Genomic DNA, 22,606 nt, shown 5'->3' with positions numbered 1-22,606 from the left:
TTCACCATGTTCCCCACCACCCCGCTCCAGCTGTACCGCATGCCCATCTCGGGCCATTGCCACCGCGTGGAGCTGATGCTGTCCCTGCTCGGCTTGCCCTATGAACTGATTGACGTGAATCTGCTGCGCGGCGAACACCAGCGCGCGGAGTTTCTGGCACTCAACCCGCTGGGCCAGGTGCCCGTGCTGGTGGACGCGGGCCAGGTGCTGAGCGACAGCAATGGCATCCTGGTGTATCTGGTGCAGCGCTACGCCCCCGGCAGTGCCTGGCTGCCACAAGACGCCGTGGGGCAGGCGCAGCTGCAGCGCTGGTTCAGCCTGGCGGCGGGCTTTCTGGCGCCGGGCATCGGGGGGCCGCGCTTTGCGACGTTGACGGGCCGTGCCGTGAACGAAGTGGCGCAGGCCACCGGCAAGCGCCTGCTCGCCTTCATGGAGGACGAACTGCAGGGGCGTGCCTGGTTGCTCGGGGGCTCAGCACCCAGCCTGGCCGATGTGGCCATGGTCAGCTACACCTCGCAGGCCCACCTGGCAGGGCTGCCGCTGGATGCCTACCCGCGCATTGCGGCCTGGGTGGCGCGCATGCAGGCCTTGTCGGGCTATCCGGTGCTGGCCGACCAGCTGCCCGCTGCCGAGCAGGTGGCGGCATGACAGCCACCGTGCCCGCTGCATCGGTTGGGGTGCCGGTGCCGCCCGAGGCATTCCACCCCGGTGAGCAGGCCTTGCAGGCGCGCGTGGGCGTGCGCGAGCGCATGGCGGCCGTGGGTGCCATGGTGTTGCGCGACCACATGCCCGACCAGCACCGCGAGCTGTTTGAAAAGCTGCCCACCTTGCTGCTGGGGACGTTGGATGAAGAAGGCCAGCCGTGGGCCACGATGCTTGCCGGACCGCCCGGGTTTGTGCGCACCCTCGATGCGCAGCGCATGCAGATCGCGACCGCGCCGGATTCCAAGGACCCAGTGCTCGCACACCTGGCGCCAGGCGCGGCCGTGGGCGTGCTGGGGCTGGAGCCGCACACGCGGCGGCGCAACCGCATGAACGGGCGGGTGGCAGCGTTTGGCGATACCGGCCTGGGCGTGCAGGTGGTGCAGAGCTTTGGCAACTGCCCCAAATACATCCAGGCGCGGCAGCCAGGCCTGCGCGCTGCGCTGGTCGCTCCGGGCCCGGTGCAGTGGCTGGGGGCCGGACTGGACGCCGACGCCATCGCGCGCGTGCAGCGTGCCGACACCCTGTTCATTGCCAGTGCCTCGGCGCCACGCCCTGGTGCCGGGCACAGCGAAGGCGTGGATGTATCACACCGGGGCGGTGAGCCGGGCTTTGTGCAGGTGGCGCACACGGAGGCCGGCGTGGTGCTGAGCCTGCCGGACTACCCTGGCAACCAGTTCTTCAACACCCTGGGCAACCTTGCGCTGCACCCGCTGGCAGGCCTGCTGGTGGTGGACTATGAAGAGGGCGGCTTGCTGCACATTGCCGCGCAGGCCGAGGTGCTGTGGGACCGCGCTGCGCGTGCTGCCTGGCCCGGCGCACAGCGTGTGCTGCGGCTCACGGTGCTGCGCGCCCTGTGGCGGCCGCAGGTGCTGCCGTGGCGCTGGACACCGCCGGTGTCGGCCCCTCAGTTCCGGGTGATGCGCGAGGCGGCGCCGGACTGAGTGGGGCACCACCAGCGGGCCGCGCACCGGGTGTTGTTGTCCCCGCGATGCGCCTGCGCGGTACGGTGGCCTCGGCTTCCACCATCTTGGCGCTGCGCTCGTGCGCGGTTTGAGCCAGCTCGGTGATGAGCGTGGCCTCGGGCAGGTTGTGCCAGTAGCGCGTGGGCATCTCCTTCTTCATCATGGCCAGCTTGAGCCGCGCGGGGTTGAAGATGTGGCGGTAGTAGGTGAGCCACAGCGCCTCGCCCGCATCGGGCGGTGGCGCGTCGCTGCGCTGCGCGCCCGGGCCGGTGTGCAGCTGCTGCCCGTCCCAGCGCACGCTGGCGTCGGGCGTGAGGATGGCCCAGCGCATCTGCGTGAAGCGGCGGATGAAGAAGCCCGCGTTGGCCACGGTGATGTAGTGGTCGGGCTCGAACCAGGCCATGTGCAGGGTTTGCCCATCGGCCTCTACCACGGGCCGAAAGCGCACAAAGGCGTACATCTTGTGCATGTCGCGCCGCACGGCACGCACCATGTGGTGGACCTGCATGCGGTCGGCGTCCAGCGGGTCGTGCCGCGCGCTGTCGGCTTCATGGCCGCCCTGCGCCATGCGCCACAGCAGGCGGTACATCAGCGCAAAGCGGGCGGGGTCGCGGTGCAGGATGAGCTGCTCGCACAGGTGCACAAAATCGGGCGGTACGCGCAGCGGCGGCGCATCGGGGGCTGCGCTGGGCCAGGTGTCGCTGACTGCAGGTTCGGGCGCGAACAGGTCTTCAGCGGCATCCGCCTGGCAGCGCCAGTCCACCGCCTGCGGAGGCACGTTGGCTTGCACCAGGGCGCGTGCCGCTTGGCGAAAGCCGGGCCAGTCGGTGGCGTGGTCCAGCGTGACGGTGTGGCGCTGCATGCGGGGCTCTCGCGCTCAAAACAGGCTGCGCTGCACCGGCGGCGGCGTCAGTTGCGCCGCCAGGTCGGCCGCGTCCAGCGCACGGCCGGGGCGGTAGTCGGCCGCCTCCACAAAGGGCAGCACTTTCTTGAGCGGCACATGCAGCCGCGCCAGGTCCGCATGTCGCAGGCGGCGCACGCGGCGCGCGGCCAGCAGGCGGTCTACCGTCTGCACACCAAACCCGGGCACGCGCAGCAGCAGTTCGCGCGGGGCAGTGTTGAGGTTGACCGGAAAACGCTCGCGGTGCGCCAGCGCCCAGGCGAGCTTGGGGTCCATGTCCAGCGCCAGCATGCCGGCCTGACCTCCTGGGGCGCCTTGGCTTGGCGGCACGATCTCGTCGTGGGTGAAGCCATAAAAGCGCATCAGCCAGTCGGCCTGGTACAGCCGGTGCTCGCGCACCGTGGGTGGCGCGGCCAGTGGCAGGGCGCGCGCCGCATCGGGGATGGGGCTGAAGGCCGAGTAGTACACGCGCCGCAGCCGGTGCACGCCGTACAGCCGCGCGCTGGTGGCGAGGATGGTGCGATCGTTGGTCGTATCCGCCCCCACGATCATCTGCGTGCTCTGCCCGCCGGGCGCAAACAGCGGCGCGCTGGCCCGGCGCGTGGTGCGCGACTGCGGCATGGACACGATGGCCTGCGCGGCTTGCTCCTTGCGCGCCGCACGCGATTCGCCAATGTGCACCGCCATGCGGGCCATGGACCGGTCGATGGCGGCGCTGTTTTTCTCAGGGGCCAGCGCCTTCAGGCCCTCGGCCGTGGGCAGCTCGATGTTGATGGACAGGCGGTCGGCATAGCGGCCAGCGCGCTGCATCAGCTCGGGCGATGCGTCGGGAATGGTTTTCAAGTGGATGTAGCCGCGAAAGTCGTGCTCTTCGCGCAGCACGCGCGCCACCTCCACCACCTGTTCCATGGTGTAGTCGGGGCTCTGGATGATGCCGCTGGACAGGAACAGTCCCTCGATGCAATTGCGTCGATAAAAGTCCAGCGTGAGCCGCACCACCTCATCGACCGTGAAGCGCGCGCGGGGCACGTTGCTGGTCACGCGGTTCACGCAGTACAGGCAGTCGTACTGGCAGAAGTTGGTGAGCAGAATCTTGAGCAGGGAGATGCAGCGCCCGTCCGGCGCGTAGCTGTGGCAGATGCCCATGCCCTCGGTGGACCCCATGCCGCGCCCGCCCACCGAGTCGCGCGGCGCAGCACCGCTCGATGCACACGAGGCGTCGTACTTGGCGGCGTCGGCCAGGATGGCGAGTTTGGACTGTAAATTCACTGGATGAATTTACAGTATTTTGATTGTCTGACGCCAGCCTGGGGTCAAGCGATAGCGGCAATGTGCTCCTGATTTGATAGCTGCAAGCGCATGAAAATCATGCGCTTGCAGCCAAAATCACCTGAGAATTGCTGGACTACACCGTTTCGAGGGCCATCACCGCCGTGGCCGTGTTCGAAATGGGGATGTGATAGTTGCTGTGCACCCGCCGCACGCCCGCGCTGGCGGTGGACAGCGCCCCGCGCATGGCCAGCCACATCAGCAGTTCCACGCCCTGGGTGCCGGTCTTTTCCACCAGCTCGTGCACGCTGAACTGCGTGGCCCACTCGGGGTTGGTGGTCAGGCTTTCGATGAACTGCAGGTCAAACGCCTTGTTGATGAAGCCCGCGCGCTCGCCGTCGAGCTGGTGGCTGAGGCCTCCTGACGCAATTACTGCCACCTTCTTGTTGCTGTCCCAACTCTGGATCGCCTGGCCCACGGCCTTGCCCAGGGCGTAGCAGCGCTTGGCCGAGGGCAGCGGGAACTGCACGGTGTTGATGCACACCGGCACCACCGTCACGGGGCAATCGCCCTCGGGCCAGAAGAGCTTGAGCGGCAGGGTGCAGGCGTGGTCCACCAGCATCTCCTGGCAGGTGGTCACGTCAAACTCCTGCTCGACCAGCGTGTTGATGAGGTGCCACGACAAGTCCACCTCGCCCGGGAAGGGAGGCAGCGTGGGGATGCCCCAGCCTTCGTCGGCGTTGTGGTATTGCGCCGCCGCACCCACGGCAAAGGTGGGCATCTTGTCGAGAAAGAAGTTCAGGCCGTGGTCGTTGTAGAACATCACCACCACGTCGGGCTGCTTCTCGCCCAGCCACTGGCGGATGGGCGGAAAGCCGTCGAAGAAGGGCTTCCAGTACGGATCGTTCTGCAGGCCCTTGTGGATGGCGTTGCCAATGGCCGGGATGTGCGAGGTGCCGAGGCCGCCGATGAGTTGTGCCATGTGGTGTCTCCTTATTGGCCCGCTGCGACCAGCATGGCTTTGAATTCGTCCTTGGTCATGCCCGTCTGCTGTGCGCCGATGTCCTGCATGTCCAGCTTGAAGATGCCCGCGAACTTGGCCAGGTAGTAGGCGTTGCCACCTGCGGCAATCAGTTGCAGCACGTTCTTGGCGCGGATGGCGGCGGCCTGCTGCTCGTTCAGGCCGTACTTGCGCATGTACGCCTCTTCGTCGGTCAGAAAGGCCTTGCGGTTGGCCTCGTCGTTGAACGAAAAGCACATCTTGTTCAGCGCGTAGCCCTTGCGGGCCTGGTCGCCATCGAACGGCGTGGTGCCGGGGATCGGGGGCAGTGGGGAAGGCATGGAAGTCTCCGGGGCTTGATGTAAGTCAGCCCGCAGTGTCGCGACGGCATTGCCAAAGATGAAGGGGCCCAAGATCATCGAATGCATGAGCAAATTCGATGGATCACAGCTGGACGGGCACCTGCTGAAGCTGCTGCTGGCGGTGCTGGAGACGGGCAGCATCACGGCGGCGGCCGAGCGCCTGGGCGTCACCCAGTCGGCGGTGAGCCACTTGCTCGACAAGCTGCGCGCCATCACCGGCGACCCGTTGTTTGTGAAGCGCGGGCGCGGCATCGTGCCCACTGCCCGCGCCGAGGCTCTGGCCCAGCCTGCGCGCGACATGCTGCACCAGATGCAGCGGTTTGCCCAGGGGGCCGCGTTTGACCCGCTGCATTGGCAGACCGAGCTGACCATTGCGGCCAACGATTTTCAGCGCGATCTGCTGCTGCCCGCGCTGGCCACCCGCCTGCGCAGCGCGGCACCGGGCGTCACGCTGCGCATCGTGCCCAGCGGCGCGCCCAGCGCCGAGTTGCTGCGCTCGGACGCATGCCAGCTCGTCATCAGCCCCCGCCCGCCGGAGGGCACCGACATCGTGCAAAAGCGCTTGTTGGAGGATCAGTACCGCGTGTTCTACGACCCCGCCGGGCGCAGTGCTCCGCTGTCAGAGACCGAGTACCTGGCCGCGGACCACGCCACCGTGGCCTACGAGGCGAGCCGGGGGCTGGAGCTGGACCAGCTGCTGGAGGCGCGCGGCGTGCGCCGTCGCATGGTGGTGCGTGTGCCGGGCTTTGCGGCCCTGCCCGCGTTCGTGCGGGGGACTGCGCTGCTCACCACCGCGCCATCGCTGATGGGGCGCACCGCCTTGGCAGCGCTGGCGCATGTGCCGGTGCCAGTGGCTTGCCCCAGCCTGCCCATGTACCTGATCTGGCATGTGCGCTACCAGCAGGACGCGGCGCACCGCTGGTTGCGGGCACAGCTGCAGGAAGTGCTGTTTGCGGTGTTGCCGCCGGGCAGGGGTGCACCGGCGTCTGCGTCAGTTGCGCTGCCGTGACAGTGCTTGACGCAGCCGCCGCGCGGCCCGCTCCCGCAGCGAGGGCGCGGGGCGCGCCGCAGGTCGCGGGTGGGCCTTGGCTTGTTCGCAAGCCGCCAGAAAGTCATTCAGGATGGCCGTGTCGTCCAGCGTGTCCGAGCCCTGCTTGTGGAACTCGGGGTGCCATTGCGTGGCGGCGATGTAGCCGCGCCCTGGCGCGGGTTTGAGGCGAATCGCCTCGGGCACGCCATCGGGTTCGCTCAGTGCCTCGACCACAAATTCCGGAGCCACCCGCTTGATGCCCTGGTGGTGGATGCTGTTGACCCGCGCGCGTGGCGTGTTGGGGTACAGCTTGGCCAGATGCGAGTCCGGCAGGATCTGGATGTCGTGGAAGTGCTGGTCGTAGGTGGTGGCGTTGCGGTGCTGCTGCGCGCCAGGGTGCTGGGTCTCGATGTCCTGGTACAGCGCGCCGCCAAAGGCCACGTTGATGAGCTGCAGGCCCCTGCACACGCCAAAGATGGGCTTGCCGACCTGGGCAAAGGCTTTGACCACGGCCAGGTCGTACAGGTCGCGCACGCGGTCACCCACCCACTCCTCGCGCAAGGGCTCCTCGCCATAGTTGCCCGGCCACACGTCGGCGCCGCCGTGCATCACGATGCCGTCCAGCCATTCGGCGTAGTGGTCCAGCGTCACGTCACCACGCGCGGTCTCGCCCGTGGGACAGGGCACCATCACCACCATGGCACCGGCCGACATCAGCCAGTGGGCGATGGACTGCTCGACATACTGCAGCGTCTTGCCCGTGAACAGCGGGCGTGCAGGGTCGGCGTGTTGAAAGCAGGCGGACAGGCCAATCTTGAGGCGGGGGGCAGCAGGCATGGGGGAAAGCTCCGGGCAGCGCTTGTGCGCGTGATTCCTGCAGTTGTAGCACCGCACCCCCTGTGGCGTCTGTAGGAAAGGGCCGTGCGGAGCGGCGCGTCGCCTGCATGGGTTGGTGGAGCGCGCAAAGCGCCACAACCTGCAACGAAATGTGGCTTTCTTCATGAAATGTGTCCGCATGTCGACGGGACGCGGGCGAAATCTGGGGGGCTGATCGCCATAATTTCGGCTCACCCGGTGCCAGGGAGGGGCGCCCGGTGGCGCGATGCACGCCTTCCCCGAAAGCAGAAAAAATGTCCCATCCAAAATTCCGTTTGTCCGCCCTGGCTGCGCTGGTGGCCGCGACAGCTGCCGCCTGTCCGCTGGTGGCACAGGCCACCGTGCCCGCCGGTGCGGCAGCCGAGATCATCAGCCTGCAAGGCACAGGTGACCAGCGTGCCGCCTCCGCAGCCGACTGGGGCCCTGCCCGACTCGCCCAGGCCCTGGCCCAGGGCGACTTTGTGCGCACGCGCCAGGCCGCCAAGATGGCGCTGCTGTTCGCGGACGACACCCAGCTGCGACTGCACCAGAACACGGTGCTTCAGGTCAAGGGCGTGGCCACCCCGGCACAGCCCGTGACCACCTTGCTGCTCAACGCTGGCCGTGCGTGGACGCAGACCAAACGTGCCGACGGCAGCCGCCTGAACCTGGAGACACCGGCCGCGACCGCTGCGATCCGTGGCACCGATTGGGACATCAGTGTGGAGGACGATGGCCGCACGCTGATCACCGTGCTGTCGGGCACGGTGGAGTTTTCCAACGCGCAGGGCTCGGTGTCGGTGGGCGCCAACGAAGCGGCGCTGGCCGAAGTGGGCAAGGCCCCGGTCAAGCTGGTGCTGAGCCAGCCGCGAGACCGTATCCAGTGGGTCAACGCGCTGCGGGCCGACCCGGTGCCCCACCTGTCGGCCGAGCCCGTGCCTGCAGCGCTGGCGCCCGTGCGGGATGCCCTGGCGGCGCGCGACCTCGCGGCAGCCCGTGCCGCGCTGGCGCAGGCGCGCACCACCGCAGCGCCTGTATGGGTGGATGTGTTTGATGCAGCCGTGGCCCTGCAGGCGGGCGACCTGCTGGCCGCACGCGGGTCGCTGGCGCGGCAGGTGGCTGCAGTGGACGCCGCGCCGCTGCCCGCGTGGCTCATGCAGTCCGACGTGCAGCTGATGGAGGGGGAAGGGGCTGCAGCGGCCGGGACGCTGCGCACGGCGCTCCAGCGCTGGCCCGCCCACCCGGCGCTGGTGGCGCAACTGGCGCGCGTGCAGATCCTGAGCGACCGGGTGGACGAAGCGGCTGCCACCCTGGCCCCCGCGCAAGGCACGGCCAACGTCGACCTGGCGCTGGTGCGGGCTGAGCTGGCCCGGCGCCGGGGCGATGCGCCTGGCACCCTGGCCGCCTATGCCGAGGCCCAGACTTTGGCGCCAGGCGATGCACGCGCCTGGCAAGGCCTGGGCAGTGCGCATGCCGAGCGCGAAGACCCGCGCCCCGCCCGCGAGAACCTGCATCGCGCGTTGCAGCTGTCGCCGCAATCGCCCGGTGCCTGGGGCGAGTTAGGGACTCTGGAAACCTTTGTGAACCAGTTCACCGAAGCGGGTCAGGCGTTTGCCACTGCGCTGGGCGACAACCCGGCAGACTACGTTGCGCTCACCGGCCAGGGGCTGCTGCACCTCAAGCAAGGGCAGCCGGATGCCGCGCTGGATGCGTTCTTGCGGGCGGGCGTGATGGAGCCGCGCTATGCCCGCGCCAAGACCTGGACTGCCGTGGCCTACTACCAGCTGGGCCGCCATCAGAATGCGCTGACCACCTTGCAGCAGGCGACCGTACTGGACGACAAGGACCCTGTGCCCTACATGCTGCTGGCGCAGATCCACACCGATCTGTTCCAGCCCGGCGAAGCGGTGGAGGCTGCGCGCGCCGCCGTGGGGCGCATGCCATATCTCAAGTCGCTCAACCAGGTGGCCAACGACCAGAAGGGCAGTGCGAACCTGGGTTCATCGCTGGCGTTCTTTGGCATGGAAGACTGGGCGCTGGAGATGGCGCAGCAGAGCTTCTACCCCTACTGGGGCGGCAGCCACCTGTTCATGGCAGACCGCTATGCGGGCGAATTCAACAAGAACTCGGCGCTGTTCCAGGGCTTTCTGACCGACCCCATGGCGTTTGGGGGCAGCCAGCGTTATTCGCCGCTGCTGCAGCAGCCCGGAAGCCACGGATCGGTGGGCGTGACGCTGGACCGCGAGTTCTACCGCATGCGTGCGCCAGCGGTCACGCTCAATGGCCTGGACAACAGTCATGTGCCGGTGTCGTGGTTCTTCAAGGCGCAGACGGCGGATGTGAGTGCCTATCCGTTCGACCTGCAGGTCAACCGCCTTCCTGCCATGCGTGCGGGCGAGGGAGACCTGCGTGCCCATGCCATCACCGCTGGGGTGGGCATGCAGCCCACCGAGCGCATCAACCTGTTTGCCTACGCCAACCAGTTCAGCATGCGCCTGCGCGGCCAGAACGCGCAGGAGACTTCGCTGGACGACACCGTCACCCAGGGCGCCCTGGGCATGGCCTACCGGTGGGGGCCGACGGAGCAAACCTGGATCAAGCTGGGCCGCAGCGTGGACAACCTGCAATTGCTGCGCTACCCAACGGCCTACATCGAGCCACCGTTCCTGACCGTCATGGGCGTGAGCAGTGCCCCGCGCAAGGACTTCAGCGACATTCAGCTGCGCCACACCGTGGACACCACCCCCGGCAGCCGCTGGAGCGTGACGCTGGAGCATGTGCGCGAGCGCCAGAACAACCTGCTGGCGGGCGAGGCCGCCGTGGTGGCTGACATTCCAAACGTGGGCCTGTACCGCGACTACCTCGTCCTGGCAGGCTACAACCGCATTGACCGTCGTTACACCGGCCTCACCCTGGCCACCACGCAACGCCTGGACCCGGCGCTGCGCCTGGACGCAGCCCTGGGGCTGCAGCAAATCCGCCACCGCGTGGACGGCCTCACGCAGAGCTACCTGGTGGGGCTGGATGCCCTGAGCGAAGACCAGGCCCGCCGCGCGGACACCGAGCGCGTGGTCACGCCGCGCCTGGGGGCGGTGTGGCAGCCTGCTGCGGGCACCACGCTGCGCGTGGCCTATCAGGACTGGCTGCGGCCTCTCAGCGTCTCCACCCTTGCCAGCGTGGAGACCGCAGGCATCCCTGTCGAGGACCGACTGGTGGAGGCCGGAGGGCGCCACAAACGCACAGTGGCACAGCTGGGCATGGAGGTGGGTGCCAACACCTTTGTGGGCCTGCGGGCCGACCATCTGCGGGTGAACAACCCCGGCACGATTGGTGTGGACCTGCGCACGCCCAGCCTGCCGTTCCTCGAAGAGATGCGCAACGCGCAGCTGGTCAACCTGTCCACCAGTGACCTGCTGGAGGACACGCCGAGTTTTGAGCGCGGCACGCTGCAGACCTTGGGTGGCACGGTCAACCACATGTTCAGCCGCCGCTGGTCGGGCTACGCCAAGTACCTGTACCAGCACAGCGAAAGCCGCATGCTCGATGGTGGTGCCGAGGTGGTGGGGCGCATTCCCTACATTCCGCGCCATACCGTGGCGCTGGGTGCCACCTGGGCCAGCGCGCAGCGCCTGTACCTGAGCGCGCGCGCGGTGTACCGCTCGGAGCGGTTTGAGGACAAGGAGAACCTCACGCGCCGTGCGCCGGGCTGGGGCGTGGACCTGATGGGTTTCTGGGAAACGCAGGACAAACGCTGGGTGGTGGGCGTTGCGGCCATGAACCTGTGGGCGCCCAAGTCCGACCGGCAAAAGACCCGCTATGTCCTGGATGCGCGCTATCGCTTCTGATCGGGCGGTGGTGCCGCAGGCTCGGCAGCGCCAGCGGTGGCTCTCGCTCGCGGCGGGGGGGCTGGCGTTGCTGCTGGTAGGGGCAGCCACGCTCAGCCGCACATGGCATGCGCTGGAGTTCAAGACCTTTGACGTGCTGACGGCGCTGGCTGCCCCCCACCGCACGACCGTGCCGGTGGTGATTCTTGCGATCGACGAGCCGACGTTTCAGGAGCTGCAACAGACCTGGCCATTTCCGCGCAGCGTGCATGCGGCCCTGCTGGAGCGGCTGCGCGCAGACGGTGCCCTGGCCGTGGGGCTGGACATTGTTTTTGCCGACCCCACCACCGAGGCTGAAGACGCCGCTCTGGACCGCACGATGGCCCAGGTGGGGCAGGGCTTGCCCGTGGTGCTTGCCTCCACCCGCGAGAAGATCGACAGCGCCAATGCCGCGCTGTGGATGGACATCCAGCCGCTGCAGCGGTTTCTGGACGCTGGCGCCGATGCGGGCGATGCCGGGGTCGAGCCGGACGACGACTTCGTGGTGCGCCGCGCCCCCGTCGCGCGCGAAGGCTTTGCGCTGCGGCTGGCCCAGCGCGTGACAGAGGCGCGCGGCCAGGCCCCGGCGCTGCACCATTTCGACTGGATCGGCTACCGGGGCCCGCGCGGAACGTTTGACACGCGCTCGTACTACCAGGCGCTGGAGCCGGGGTTGCTGCCTGCAGGTTTCTTCAAGGGCAAGATCGTGCTGGTGGGGCGCTCGGCGCGCACCGCCACCGAGCTGGCGCACTCGCAGGCCGACCTGTTCAACTCGCCGTTTGGCACGGCGGGCGGTGAGCGGCTTTTTCCGGGGGTGGAGCTGCAGGCCACGCTGCTGGACAACTACCTCACCGGCGGCGGGCTGCGCAGCGTGTCGGACGCTTGGACTTTGGCGATCACCGTGCTGCTGCTGCCTGTGCTGTTGGGGGCGAGCCGGCGGCTGCACCCGGCGGGCGCGGCGGCGCTGACGGCGGCGCTGGTGGTGGCCATGGGAGCCGTGTCGTGGGGGCTGTTTGCCGGCCTGCGCCTGTGGTGGCCGCCGCTGTTGCCTGCGGCGGCGGCAGTCGCCATTTATGGGGCGGCTGCGCTGGTGGGCTATGCCGTGGTGCGCCAGCGCGCGCGCCAGACGCGGGCGATGTTTGCGCAGTACGTGCCGCCTGCCGTGGTCTCGCGCCTCATTGCGCAGCCCGAGCTGATGCGCCTGGGTGGCGAGGCACGCGAGGTCACGCTCATGTTCACCGACCTGGCCAACTTCACCACGCTGTCCGAGCAGCTCAGTGCCGAGCAGACGGTGGAGGTGCTCACCGGCTACTTCAACGCCATGACGCCGATCGTGCACGCCACGGGCGGCACCGTGGACAAGTTCATTGGCGACGCGGTGATGGCCTTCTGGGGTGCGCCGCTGGACGACCCGCGGCATGCCGAACACGCCGTGGCCGCCGCCATCGCCATGCAGCAGGCCATGCAGGCGCTGGTGGCCGACCTGCGCGCGCGCGGACTGCCGCCCATCCACATGAGGATCGGACTGCACACAGGGCGTGTGGTGGTGGGCAATGTGGGCTCGGACCAGCGCTTTTCGTACACGGCCATTGGCGACGCGGTGAACCTGGCCGCGCGGCTGGAGGGCGCCAACAAGGCGTTTGGCACCGGCATCCTGCTGTCGGCCGCCACCGCAGCGCAGCTGCCGCCCACGGTGGCGTTGCGCGCGCTGGACGATGTGATCGTGAAGGGCAAGACCGAGCCCGTGCGCGTATTCACGCCATGCGAGGATGCTGCGGTGCGCGATGCCAGCCTGGCCGCGTTGAAAGCCTTCCATGCGCGCGACTGGCCCGGGGCCGAGGCACAGCTGGCAACGGTGCTGGAGCGGCTGCCCGGAGACCCGGCCGCTACCCGCCTACTGGCGCGTGTGAATGAAGCGCGGGGGTTGCCTGCCGATGCGCCCTGGCAGGCCGCCGTGGCGCTCGAAAAACTGTAAGAGCCTGTGGACCATCCCCCGCGACATCGTCACCAGGCTCTCTACATCCTTTGACATGTATTCACCGGGGATATGGATGCAGGTGCCATGATGGGGACTTCGCAACTTCATCAGGAAGGACCCTCTCCATGCAAGTACAAGTCAACACCGACGACCACATCCACGGCGGCGATTCGCTGGCGCGCTGGATCACGGACGAGTGCAAGAGCCGGCTGTCCCGCTTTCAGGACCACGTGACGCGGCTGGAGGTGTTCCTCGCCGATCTGGATGCGGGCAAGTCCGGTGCCAATGACAAGCGCTGTCGCATCGAAGCGCGTGTCACGGGCCGCCAACCCATCACCGTGACTGATGAGGCCGACAAGATGGCCAACGCCTTCATCGGCGCGGCCGACAAGCTGGCCCGCGCCCTCGACACTGACCTGGGCCGTGTGAAGGACCGCAATGGCCGCGACACCATCCGTGTGGCCGCCGACGAACGGGATTGAAGTGAATTCGAAGTGAAATGGGCTTCTAGCGCATGGTTTTCATGTGCTGGTAGCTATCAATTCAGGAGTAATGAAAAAGGCGCTGCTGCCCGAAGGTTGCAGCGCCTTTTTGTTGGGGTCGCCTACAGGTCGAGCACCAGCAGCTTGCTGCGCGCGCGGGAGCAGCAGGGCATGAACTGCTCGTTGGCCGCCTTTTCTTCGTCGGTCAGGTACATGTCGCGGTGGTCCACCTCGCCCTCCAGCACGCGCGTGAGGCAGGTGCCACATACGCCTTGTTCGCACGAGGTCAGGATGTCGATGCCCTCCTTGCGCAGCGCTTCCACCACCGACACATCGGGGGCAATGGGGTAGACCTTGCCCGTGCTGGCAATGCGCACCTCAAACCCCTGGTCGCCCGAGGTGTCTTGCGCCGGGGCGCCAAAGTATTCCAGGTGGATGTGGTCCTGCGCCCAGCCCAGTGCCTTGGCGGTGGTCACCACATGGTCGATGAAGCCTGCCGGGCCACACACGTACAGACGCTTGTCGGGGCCGGGGGCCGCCAGCACGGCGGCGGTGTCCAGCTTCTGCTCGGGGGCGCCTGCATCGAAGTGAAAGTGGGCGTGGGGCGCAATGGCCGATGTAGCAATTTCGGCAGCAAACGCCGTGCGTTCGGCAGAGCGGGTGCAGTAGTGCAGCGCAAAGTCAGCGCCCGTGCGCGCCAGCCGGTCGGCCATGCACAGCAGTGGCGTCACACCAATGCCTCCCGCCAGCAGCAGCGTGCGCTGTGCAGGGTGCAGCGCAAAGTGGTTGCGCGGCGTGCTGATGGTGATCACGTCGCCTTCGTGCACGCTGTCGTGCATGGCGACCGAGCCGCCGCGCGATGCCGGGTCACGCAACACGGCGATGCGGTAGCGGTGCGACTCGTGCGAGGCATTGCACAGCGAGTACTGCCGCGTCAGCCCGCCCGGCAGGTGCACATCGATGTGCGAGCCCGCGCTGAACGGCGGCAGTGCGGCGCCGTCCAGCCGCGCCAGCTCATAGCTGGCGATGCCCTCGGCTTCGGCCTGCTTCTTGACGACGCGGACCTGCAGGGTCTCCTGCGCGGTCATGCGGCCACCGCCTGTGCTGCGGCAGGTGTGCGTTCTGCCGCCAGCAGGCGGTCCAGAATCTTGCGCGACTGCACGCCACCCGCATCGATGTTGAGCATGAGCAGCTTGCGGTCGGGGTAACGCAGCAGGTTCTCCTGCTGCAGCTCCAGCATCTGCTGGTCCTCCGCAAAGATCTTGCCCTGGCCGTCGCGGATCTGGGTGGTGAGCGACGGGTCTTGCGGCTTGAAGTTGCGCGCCATGCCCCAGAAGTAGTGGATCGACGTTTCGGTCTCGGGCGTGATGAAGTCCACCACGATGCTCGATGCCTTCTTGTCGGCCGGGGCGTTGTAGCCGCCGTTGCCGGCCAGGGCCACGCCCACCTCGATCAGCACATGGCTGGGGGGCGTGAAGTGGCAGATCTGCCAGCGGTCCACCAGCTGGTCGTCGGGCAGGCCGTTCATGCGCAGCGCCATCTTCCAGAATGGAGGGGCTTCAATGCCTTCCATGAAGCGGCTGGTGATCACCTCGTCGCCCTCCACGCGGGTCTTGCAGGGCACCTCGTCGATTTCCTTCTGGCCGATGCTGGTGGAGTGCACATAGGTCTCGTGCGTCAGGTCCATCAGGTTGTCGATCATCAGGCGGTAGTCGCAGGCGATGTGGTACAGCCCGCCGCCGTAAGCCCATTCAGGGTTGTTGGCCCAGGGCAGGTGGTGGATGGTGGCGGGGTCGGCCTTGTCGGCGTCGCCGGGCCACACCCAGATGAAGCCATAGCGCTCCACCACCGGAAAGCTGCGCGCCTTGGGGAACCCCTGCACGCGCTGGCCGGGCATGGACACCGACTTGCCCGTGCATTCCACCCGCAGGCCGTGGTAGCCGCACTGCAGGTGGCCTTCGCACACCGTGCCCAGCGACAGCGGGGCGCCCCGGTGGGGGCAGAAGTCGTCCAGCGCGGCGACCTGGTCGGGCGCGGGGCGGTAGAACACGATCTTCTCGCCGCAGATCGTGCGGCCCAGGGGCTTGTCCGCGATCTCGTCGGGCGTGCAGGCTACGTACCAGGCGTTCTTGGGATACATGGTTGTCTCTCTCCGTGGTGGATGGTGTCGTTGCAGGCTTGGTATACAGCCCGCTCGCAGATCGCAGGCTAGGTGGGGCGATTGTGCGAAAAAGGCGAGTTTATGTATACATAGTAAAGGCGTAAAGCAGCTATTGCACTCTGGCATATCTTCTAACTTGTTGTTTTGTAATGTGTTGAAGTGTTTTTGAGTGGATGTTGTTTTGGTTTGTGTATACATTGCGCTGACTGACTCTCTCCCCCTCGCTGGTCGCATCGCTCCCTATCGCCATGAACCCTCCCGAACCCCTGACCATTGCCCTGCCGGCCGAGGCCGCCGAGGCAGGTACCTCGCAGGCCGTCAAGGCGCAATTGCGCCTGCGCGAGATGATCCTGGCGGGCGAGCTGCCCGGCGGCGCCCGCATTGCCGAGCTGACCCTCGTCGAGAAGCTGGGGGTATCGCGCACGCCCATTCGCGCCGCGCTGATGCGGCTGGAGCAGGAGGGCCTGCTGCACCGACTGCCCGGTGGCGGCTACGCCGTGCGCACGTTCTCTGAAACCGATGTGGCCGACGCCATTGAACTGCGCGGCACCATGGAAGGGTTGGCCGCGCGCCTGGCGGCCGAGCGGGGCGTGGCCCCCGCCCTGCTGGCCGAGGCCCATGCCTGCCTGGACGCCATCGACAGTGCCCTGGCCCCGCCCACGCTGGATGACGAAGGTTTTTCGCGCTATGTGGAGTTGAATGCACGGTTTCACTTGCTGCTCAGCCGCATGGTGGGCAGCGATGTGGTGGCGCGGGAGCTGGACCGCGTCAAGGGCCTGCCGTTTGCGTCGCCCTCTGCGTTTGTGGTGGTGCAGACGCATTCGGCCCAGGCGCGCGACATGCTGGTGGTGGCGCAAGACCAGCACCGCCAGGCGCTCGATGCCATCGAGCGGCGCGAGGGTGCACGGGCCGAGGCCATCCTGCGAGAGCACTCGCGCATCACCCGGCGCAACCTGCTGGCGGCGGTGCAGGCGTCGCAGGTGCAGGGCTTGCCCGGTGTACAGCTGATCCGCGAGCGGGCATAACGGCCGGTGCAGGCGTCCGGGGCTTCTTGGGTTATTGCATTTGGCGATACCTGAATGCTTGAATTTGCGCTTGTGAAATAACGCAGCCCACGCCAAACTCCCGCCAGCATTTTCTGTATACAACGACTTTCCACAGGAGACAACGATGCAAAAACGCCACCTTCTTCGTGCCTCGGCTGCCGCCGCCATCGCGCTGTCCACCGGCCTGACCGTGTTGCCCGCCGTGGCGCAGGACAACGTGTTCAAGATCGGCCTGGTTCTGCCCATGACCGGCCAGCAAGCCACCACCGGCCGCCAGATCGAAGCCGCGGCGCGCCTGTACATGGCCCAGAACGGCGACATGGTGGGTGGCAAGAAGGTACAGCTCATCATCAAGGACGACACCAGTCTTCCTGATGTGACCCGCCGCCTGGCCCAGGAGCTGGTCGTCAACGAAAAGGTCAACGTGCTCGCCGGCATGGGCATCACGCCCTCAGCCATGGCCACCGCCCCGCTGGCCACGCAGTCCAAGACCCCCCTGGTGGTGATGGCTGCCGCCACGTCCAGCATCACCGAGGCCTCGCCCTATGTGGTGCGTACCAGCTTCACGCTGCCGCAAGTGTCGGTGGCCCTGGCCGACTGGGCACCCAAGAACGGCATCAAGAAGGTCGTGACCCTGGTGAGCGACTACGGCCCCGGCATCGACGCCGAAAAGTTCTTCAACCAGCGCCTCACGTTCAACGGCGGCCAGGTGACCGAAGCCCTGCGCGTGCCGCTGCGCAACCCCGACTTCGCTCCCTTCCTGCAGAAGGTGCGCGACGCCAAACCCGACGCGCTGTTTGTCTTTGTGCCCTCGGGCGCGGGCGCTGCGGTGATGAAGCAGTTCCTGGAGCGCGGCATGGACAAGGCCGGCATCAAGCTCATCGGCACCGGCGACGTGACGGACGACGATCAACTCAACGACATGGGCGACGGCGCGCTGGGCGTGGTCACCTCGCACCACTACTCGGCTGCGCACCCCTCGCCCATGAACAAGAAGTTCGTGGAAGCCTTCGAGAAGGCCAACAAGGGCCTGCGTCCCAACTTCATGGCCGTGGGTGGCTATGACGGCATGCGCGTGATCTATGAAGCGCTCAAGACCACCAAGGGTGCCGGCGGCGGTGACGCCCTGCTGGCCGCCATGAAGGGTCAGATCTTTGAAAGCCCGCGCGGCAAGGTGTTCATCGATGCGCAGACCCGCGACATCGTGCAGGACGTGTACCTGCGCAAGGTGGAGCGTGTGAACGGCCAGCTGTACAACGTGGAGTTCGACGTGATCAAGGACGTCAAGGACCCCGGCAAGACTAAATAAGCCCCCCTGAGCCGCGACCCGCTCGGTGTGTCCGCCAGATGCGGCCCTCTTCGTTGCCGTCCAAGCCTGCGCAGGCAGGCTCGGAGCCGCGGCACTCAGCCCCCAAGGGGGACGCCGCCAGCGCGGCGGGGCGGCCCTTGCGCGGCGGCCGCTGGTCTGGGCCGCGCCAGTATTTACGGGCAGGCTCCCTCTCGATCAGTTCGGGCTGAGCCTGTCGAAACCGGGGGCCGCAGGTTGAACGTCCGGCTTTGGTGATTCGTCGCACTTCCACAGCCCTGAGCAGGGTGGTGCACTTTTGTCTTCAATGAAGTGATTTCATGCTGACCATTTTTTTCGACGGCGTTGCCTACGGCATGCTGCTGTTCATCCTGGCAGTCGGCTTGGCCGTGACCATGGGGCTGATGAACTTCATCAACCTCGCGCACGGGGCCTTTGCCATGGCGGGGGGCTACATCACCGTGCTGCTCATGCAGCGGCTGGATGTGCCTTTCCTCGTCTGCCTGCCCATCGCCTTTGTCGGTACGGCCTTGCTGGGCGGCGTGCTGGAGCGCACGCTGTACCGCCCGCTGTACCACAAGGCCCACCTGGACCAGGTGCTGTTCTCCATTGGCCTGGTGTTCATGGCCGTGGCCAGCGTGGACTACTTTGTGGGCTCCACGCAGCAGATCATGCAGCTGCCTGAATGGCTCAAGGGCCGTACCGAGATCGGCAGCGGTGCCCTCATGCTGGGCATGGGGCACTACCGCCTGTTCATCATCGCGGTGTGCGCTGCGCTCACCGTGGGCCTGCAGTATGTGCTCACCAAAACCCGCTTCGGCAGCCGCCTGCGCGCCAGTGTGGACGACCAGCGCGTGGCCGCTGGCATGGGCATCAACGTGAACATCGTGTTTTTGTCCACCTTTGCTTTCGGGTCCGGCCTGGCGGGCCTGGGCGGTGCGCTGGGCGCGGAGGTGCTGGGTCTCGACCCGAGCTTCCCGCTCAAGTTCATGATCTACTTTTTGATCGTGGTGGCGGTGGGCGGCACCTCGTCCATCACCGGCCCGCTGCTGGCCGCGCTGCTGCTCGGCATTGCCGACGTGGCAGGCAAGTACTACATCCCCAAGCTGGGCGCCTTCATTGTGTACAGCCTCATGATCCTGATCCTCATCTGGCGCCCCCAGGGCCTCTTTGTGCGCAAGGGGGGCAAGTGATGTCGAACCTGCAAAACACCTTGCTGCAGGCCCGGCGCTTTCGCTGGTGGGAGCCCGTGCTGTGGCTGCTGGCCTTTGCCGCGCCGCTGGCGCTGCCGAGCCATGCGCTCATCATCAACGAGATCGCCATCGTGGCGCTGTTCGCGATTTCGCTGGACCTCATCCTGGGCTACACCGGCATTGTCTCGCTGGGCCATGCGGCGTTCTTCGGGCTGGGCGGCTACGCGGCCGCGCTGTTTGCCAAGCATGTGATGCCCGACCCGCTGGTGGGCCTGGCCGTGGGCATTGGCGCGGCCACCGTGCTGGGCGCCGTGGCGTCGCTCACCATCATGCGCGGCACCGATCTCACCCGCCTCATGGTCACGCTGGGCGTGGGACTGGTGATGCTGGAGCTGGCCAACAAGCTCGACTGGCTGACCGGTGGCGCCGACGGCCTGCAGGGCGTGATGATGGGGCCGGTGCTGGGCCAGTTCGAGTTTGACCTGTACGGCCGCACGGCCGCGTGGTATTCGCTCACCGTGCTGCTGGTGTTCTTCCTGCTCGCGCGGCGCATCGTGCAGTCGCCTTTTGGTGCCACGCTCAATGCCATCCGCGACAACCGGCTGCGCGCCATGGCCATCGGTATCCCCGTGACGGCCAAGCTGGCGCAGGTGTACACGCTGGCCGCTGCGCTGGCCGGTGCCGCGGGCGCACTGCTCACGCAGACCACGGGCTTTGCCTCGCTCGACCTGTTCGAGTTCCACCGCTCGGCCGACGTGATGCTGATCCTGGTGATCGGCGGCGTGGGCTGGCTGTACGGCGGCATCCTCGGCGCCATTGGCTTCAAGCTGCTGCAGGACGTGATCTCGTCCATCACACCGCAGTACTGGACCTTCTGGGTGGGCTTGTTCCTGGTGGTGCTGGTACTGGTCGGGCGTGACCGTCTGTTCCGCCCCTGGACCTGGTTTGGCGCCGGTCGCAAGGCCGGGGCTGCCTCCAAAGCTGGAGGCCATTGATATGAACACGACAACTTCCACCACCGTGCTGTCGGCCAAGGGCTTGGTCAAGCGTTTTGGCGGCATCACGGCCACCAACAACGTCACGCTGAACCTGCAAAAGGGCGCGCGCCATGCGCTCATTGGCCCCAATGGCGCGGGCAAGACCACGCTCATCAATCTGCTGACTGGCGTGCTGGAGCCCACCGAAGGCTCCATCACCCTCGAAGGCCAGGACATCACGCGCCTGGCGCCGCACCAGCGTGTGCAGCGCGGCATGGTGCGCACCTTCCAGATCAACCAGCTGTTCGACACCCTCACGCCGCTGGAGACACTGGCGCTCACCGTGTCGCAGCACCAGGGCCTGGGCGGCAAGTGGTGGCAACCGCTGGGCGCGCGCAAGGCGGTCACCGAGCGCTGCGAGCAACTGCTGGAGCAGTTCCACCTGACTTCCGTGATGGCCGAGGAAACGCGCGTGCTGGCCTACGGCAAGCGCCGCCTGTTGGAGATTGCGATTGCGCTGGCCTGCGAGCCGCGCGTGTTGCTGCTCGACGAACCCGTGGCCGGTGTGCCCGCCGGCGAGCGCGAGGAGCTGCTGCAGACCGTGGCGGCCCTGCCCGCCGATGTCTCGGTGCTGTTGATCGAACACGATATGGACCTGGTTTTCAGCTTTGCCAACCGCATGACGGTGCTGGTCAACGGCACGGTGCTCACCGAGGGCGACCCGGACACGATCGCCAATGACCCGCAGGTGAAGGCGGTTTACCTCGGTCATGGGGAGGATGCGCATGTCTAAGACAGAACTCCTGCGCATCGAGGGCCTGAGCGCGGGCTACGGCGAGGCCGTGGTGCTGCAAGGCATTTCGCTGGCCCTGCCCGAAGGCGACACGCTGGCCCTGCTGGGGCGCAACGGCACGGGCAAGACCACGCTCATCAACACGCTGGCCGGGGCCACGCGCCAGCATGCCGGCACAGTGAGCCTGGCCGGCGTGGCGCTGCACAAGCTGCCCCCGCACGAACGCGCGGCGGCCGGCATCGGCTGGGTGCCGCAAGAGCGCAACATCTTCAAGTCGCTCACGGTGCACGAGAACCTCACGGCCGTGGCGCGCCCGGGCCGCAAAGGATCGACCGCACGGCCGTGGACGCCCGAGCGCGTGTACGAAATGTTCCCGCGCCTGGCCGAGCGCAAGACCAACCTGGGCACACAGCTGTCGGGTGGCGAGCAGCAGATGTTGGCCGTGGGCCGCGCGCTGGTGCTCAACCCGCGCCTGCTGCTGCTGGATGAGCCGCTCGAAGGCCTCGCGCCCATCATCGTGGAAGAGCTGCTGCGCGCCATCCGCCGCATCACGCGCGAAGAGGGCCTGTCGGCCATCATCGTGGAGCAGCATCCGCAGGCCATCCTGGCCATCTCGGACCACGCCGCCGTGCTGGACCGGGGCACTGTGGTGCACACCGGCAGCGCTGCCGAGCTGAGCGCCCAACCCGAGCTGCTGGACCGCCTGCTGGGCGTGGCACGGTAGCGCGCGCCATGCAAGCCGTGCACCGCAGAACCCTTCTGGCCTGGCTGGCAGCGTCGTTCGGCGGTGCGGCCAGCGCGCAGGCCGCTTTCCCCTCACGCCCGCTGCGCATCGTCGTACCCAATGCGGCGGGCGGTGCGGCCGACATCACGGCGCGCACCGTGGGCCAGAAGATCGCCGGCCCGCTGGGGCAAAGCGTGGTCATCGAAAACAAACCCAGCGCTGGCGGCGTGGTAGCGGGAGACTTGGTAGCGCGGGCTGAGCCCGACGGCCACACGCTGCTGCTGGTGAGCAGTGGCACGGCGGTGAGCGCCGCGCTGTTCCAGTCGCTGCCGTTTGACACACTCAAGGACTTTGCGCCTGTCTCGCTGCTGGCCACGTTTGATCTGGCCGTGGTGGTGAAAGAAGGCGGGCGTTTTGCCACCCTGGCCGAGCTTCTGGCTTATGCGCGAGCCCACCCGGGCAAGCTCAACATCGGCACGCCACAGATCGGCACCACACAGAACCTGGCGGCCGAGCTGTTCAAGGTGACGGCGGGCATCGACGCGCAGGTGGTGCCTTTCAACGGCACGCCGCCGGTCATCACGGCGCTGCGGGGTGGCGAGATCGACGTGATGATCGACATCCTGGGTGGTCTCATGCCACAGATCGGCGCCAAGGCCCTGCGGCCGCTGGCTGTGATGGGCGCGCAGCGGGCGCCGCAGTTGCCCGACGTGCCCACGGTGCGCGGAAGCGGCGGGCCACTGGCGGGCTTCAACGTCACGTCGTGGAACGGCCTGGCCGTGCCCGCCAAGACACCTGCTGCCGTGGTGGAGCGTCTGTCGCGCGAAGTGCAGACCGCACTCGCCCAGCCCGATGTGAAAAAGCGCCTGCTGGAACTGAACCTCCATGCCCAGGGTAGCACCCCCGCGCAACTGGGCGAGCACCTGGCGGCCGACGTGCGCCGCTGGAGCGACGTGATCGCCCGGGCCAAGATCGCGCGGCAGTGACGGTTGCTGCGCT

Annotated in this window: 19 protein-coding genes and 1 pseudogene; 13 read left to right on the top strand and 7 right to left on the bottom strand. The window is 67.3% G+C overall.

Annotated features, from left to right (window positions below):
* Window positions 1–6: 6 nt before the first annotated feature.
* Together C8C96_RS02415 and C8C96_RS02410 are read left to right on the top strand one after the other, a co-directional pair.
* Window positions 7–648: a glutathione S-transferase family protein gene (locus C8C96_RS02415; protein WP_121941306.1), complete on the top strand. Its 642-nt coding sequence runs from the start codon at window positions 7–9 to the stop codon at window positions 646–648.
* Window positions 645–1,646 carry a pyridoxamine 5'-phosphate oxidase family protein gene (locus C8C96_RS02410; RefSeq protein ID WP_121941305.1) on the top strand — a complete coding sequence of 334 codons (1,002 nt, stop codon included), beginning with the start codon at window positions 645–647 and terminating at the stop codon, window positions 1,644–1,646. The genes C8C96_RS02415 and C8C96_RS02410 overlap by 4 nt, the downstream gene beginning before the upstream one ends.
* On the opposite strand, the gene C8C96_RS02405 is transcribed toward C8C96_RS02410, so the two are convergent.
* From C8C96_RS02405 to C8C96_RS02390, 4 genes are all read right to left on the bottom strand, one after another.
* Window positions 1,540–2,529: a TIGR03915 family putative DNA repair protein gene (locus C8C96_RS02405; protein WP_233584133.1), complete on the bottom strand. Its 990-nt coding sequence runs from the start codon at window positions 2,527–2,529 to the stop codon at window positions 1,540–1,542. The genes C8C96_RS02410 and C8C96_RS02405 overlap by 107 nt on opposite strands.
* 15 nt (window positions 2,530–2,544) lie before the next feature.
* Complete coding sequence (locus C8C96_RS02400; RefSeq protein ID WP_121941304.1) at window positions 2,545–3,837, bottom strand: putative DNA modification/repair radical SAM protein; 1,293 nt, start codon at window positions 3,835–3,837, stop codon at window positions 2,545–2,547.
* A gap of 136 nt (window positions 3,838–3,973) precedes the next feature.
* The gene (locus C8C96_RS02395; protein WP_121941303.1) at window positions 3,974–4,819 is read right to left on the bottom strand and encodes a class III extradiol dioxygenase family protein; all 846 of its coding nucleotides are present in this window, start codon (window positions 4,817–4,819) and stop codon (window positions 3,974–3,976) included.
* Between the two features lie 11 nt (window positions 4,820–4,830).
* Window positions 4,831–5,178, bottom strand: coding sequence for a protocatechuate 4,5-dioxygenase subunit alpha (locus C8C96_RS02390; protein WP_121941302.1), 348 nt, complete (start codon window positions 5,176–5,178; stop codon window positions 4,831–4,833).
* 76 nt (window positions 5,179–5,254) lie between these two features.
* On the opposite strand from C8C96_RS02390, the gene C8C96_RS02385 reads away from it, so the two are divergent.
* A complete protein-coding gene (locus C8C96_RS02385; protein ID WP_121943834.1) occupies window positions 5,255–6,208 on the top strand; it encodes a LysR family transcriptional regulator in 954 nt (317 codons plus the stop codon).
* Here C8C96_RS02385 and C8C96_RS02380 read toward each other — a convergent pair.
* Complete coding sequence (locus C8C96_RS02380) at window positions 6,191–7,066, bottom strand: gamma-glutamyl-gamma-aminobutyrate hydrolase family protein (protein WP_121941301.1); 876 nt, start codon at window positions 7,064–7,066, stop codon at window positions 6,191–6,193. The two genes, C8C96_RS02385 and C8C96_RS02380, sit on opposite strands and share 18 nt — an antisense overlap.
* Window positions 7,067–7,359: 293 nt before the next feature.
* Here C8C96_RS02380 and C8C96_RS02375 point away from each other — a divergent pair, with 293 nt between their 5' ends.
* From C8C96_RS02375 to C8C96_RS02365, 3 genes are all read left to right on the top strand, one after another.
* Window positions 7,360–10,929 (top strand): TonB-dependent receptor domain-containing protein, encoded by a 3,570-nt coding sequence (locus C8C96_RS02375; RefSeq protein WP_121941300.1) that lies wholly within the window; start codon window positions 7,360–7,362, stop codon window positions 10,927–10,929.
* Entirely contained in the window at window positions 10,901–12,922 is a 2,022-nt protein-coding gene (locus tag C8C96_RS02370; RefSeq protein ID WP_121941299.1) for an adenylate/guanylate cyclase domain-containing protein, read from the top strand. Before C8C96_RS02375 ends, C8C96_RS02370 begins: the two co-directional genes overlap by 29 nt.
* 128 nt (window positions 12,923–13,050) lie before the next feature.
* Window positions 13,051–13,407 (top strand): HPF/RaiA family ribosome-associated protein, encoded by a 357-nt coding sequence (locus tag C8C96_RS02365; protein WP_056067963.1) that lies wholly within the window; start codon window positions 13,051–13,053, stop codon window positions 13,405–13,407.
* 122 nt (window positions 13,408–13,529) lie between these two features.
* On the opposite strand, the gene C8C96_RS02360 is transcribed toward C8C96_RS02365, so the two are convergent.
* Window positions 13,530–14,495, bottom strand: a complete 966-nt coding sequence (locus C8C96_RS02360) for a PDR/VanB family oxidoreductase (RefSeq protein WP_056067964.1) — start codon at window positions 14,493–14,495, stop codon at window positions 13,530–13,532.
* Window positions 14,492–15,547: an aromatic ring-hydroxylating dioxygenase subunit alpha gene (locus C8C96_RS02355; RefSeq protein ID WP_108497914.1), complete on the bottom strand. Its 1,056-nt coding sequence runs from the start codon at window positions 15,545–15,547 to the stop codon at window positions 14,492–14,494. The genes C8C96_RS02360 and C8C96_RS02355 overlap by 4 nt, the downstream gene beginning before the upstream one ends.
* Window positions 15,548–15,816: 269 nt before the next feature.
* On the opposite strand from C8C96_RS02355, the gene C8C96_RS02350 reads away from it, so the two are divergent.
* The 7 genes and pseudogenes from C8C96_RS02350 (at window position 15,817) to C8C96_RS02320 (ending at window position 22,593) form a co-directional block, all read left to right on the top strand.
* Entirely contained in the window at window positions 15,817–16,593 is a 777-nt protein-coding gene (locus tag C8C96_RS02350) for a GntR family transcriptional regulator (RefSeq protein ID WP_056742974.1), read from the top strand.
* A 142-nt stretch (window positions 16,594–16,735) separates the two neighbouring features.
* A pseudogene (locus tag C8C96_RS02345) lies at window positions 16,736–17,923 on the top strand (ABC transporter substrate-binding protein); the annotation flags it as partial.
* 317 nt (window positions 17,924–18,240) lie between these two features.
* Complete coding sequence (locus C8C96_RS02340; RefSeq protein WP_121941298.1) at window positions 18,241–19,113, top strand: branched-chain amino acid ABC transporter permease; 873 nt, start codon at window positions 18,241–18,243, stop codon at window positions 19,111–19,113.
* A complete protein-coding gene (locus C8C96_RS02335) occupies window positions 19,113–20,108 on the top strand; it encodes a branched-chain amino acid ABC transporter permease (RefSeq protein ID WP_121941297.1) in 996 nt (331 codons plus the stop codon). The genes C8C96_RS02340 and C8C96_RS02335 overlap by 1 nt, the downstream gene beginning before the upstream one ends.
* A 1-nt stretch (window position 20,109) precedes the next feature.
* Window positions 20,110–20,883 carry an ABC transporter ATP-binding protein gene (locus C8C96_RS02330; RefSeq protein ID WP_056742979.1) on the top strand — a complete coding sequence of 258 codons (774 nt, stop codon included), beginning with the start codon at window positions 20,110–20,112 and terminating at the stop codon, window positions 20,881–20,883.
* On the top strand, window positions 20,876–21,607 hold the full coding sequence (locus C8C96_RS02325; RefSeq protein ID WP_060984899.1) for an ABC transporter ATP-binding protein: 732 nt from the start codon (window positions 20,876–20,878) through the stop codon (window positions 21,605–21,607). Before C8C96_RS02330 ends, C8C96_RS02325 begins: the two co-directional genes overlap by 8 nt.
* 8 nt (window positions 21,608–21,615) lie before the next feature.
* The gene (locus tag C8C96_RS02320) at window positions 21,616–22,593 is read left to right on the top strand and encodes a tripartite tricarboxylate transporter substrate binding protein (RefSeq protein WP_121941296.1); all 978 of its coding nucleotides are present in this window, start codon (window positions 21,616–21,618) and stop codon (window positions 22,591–22,593) included.
* Window positions 22,594–22,606: the final 13 nt, after the last annotated feature.

The organism is Acidovorax sp. 100 (genome assembly GCF_003688355.1).
Classification (GTDB): Bacteria; Pseudomonadota; Gammaproteobacteria; order Burkholderiales; family Burkholderiaceae_C; genus Acidovorax; species Acidovorax delafieldii.
Note: the sequence above shows the minus strand (reverse complement) of the source record. Positions and strands in the feature narration are given on the sequence as shown.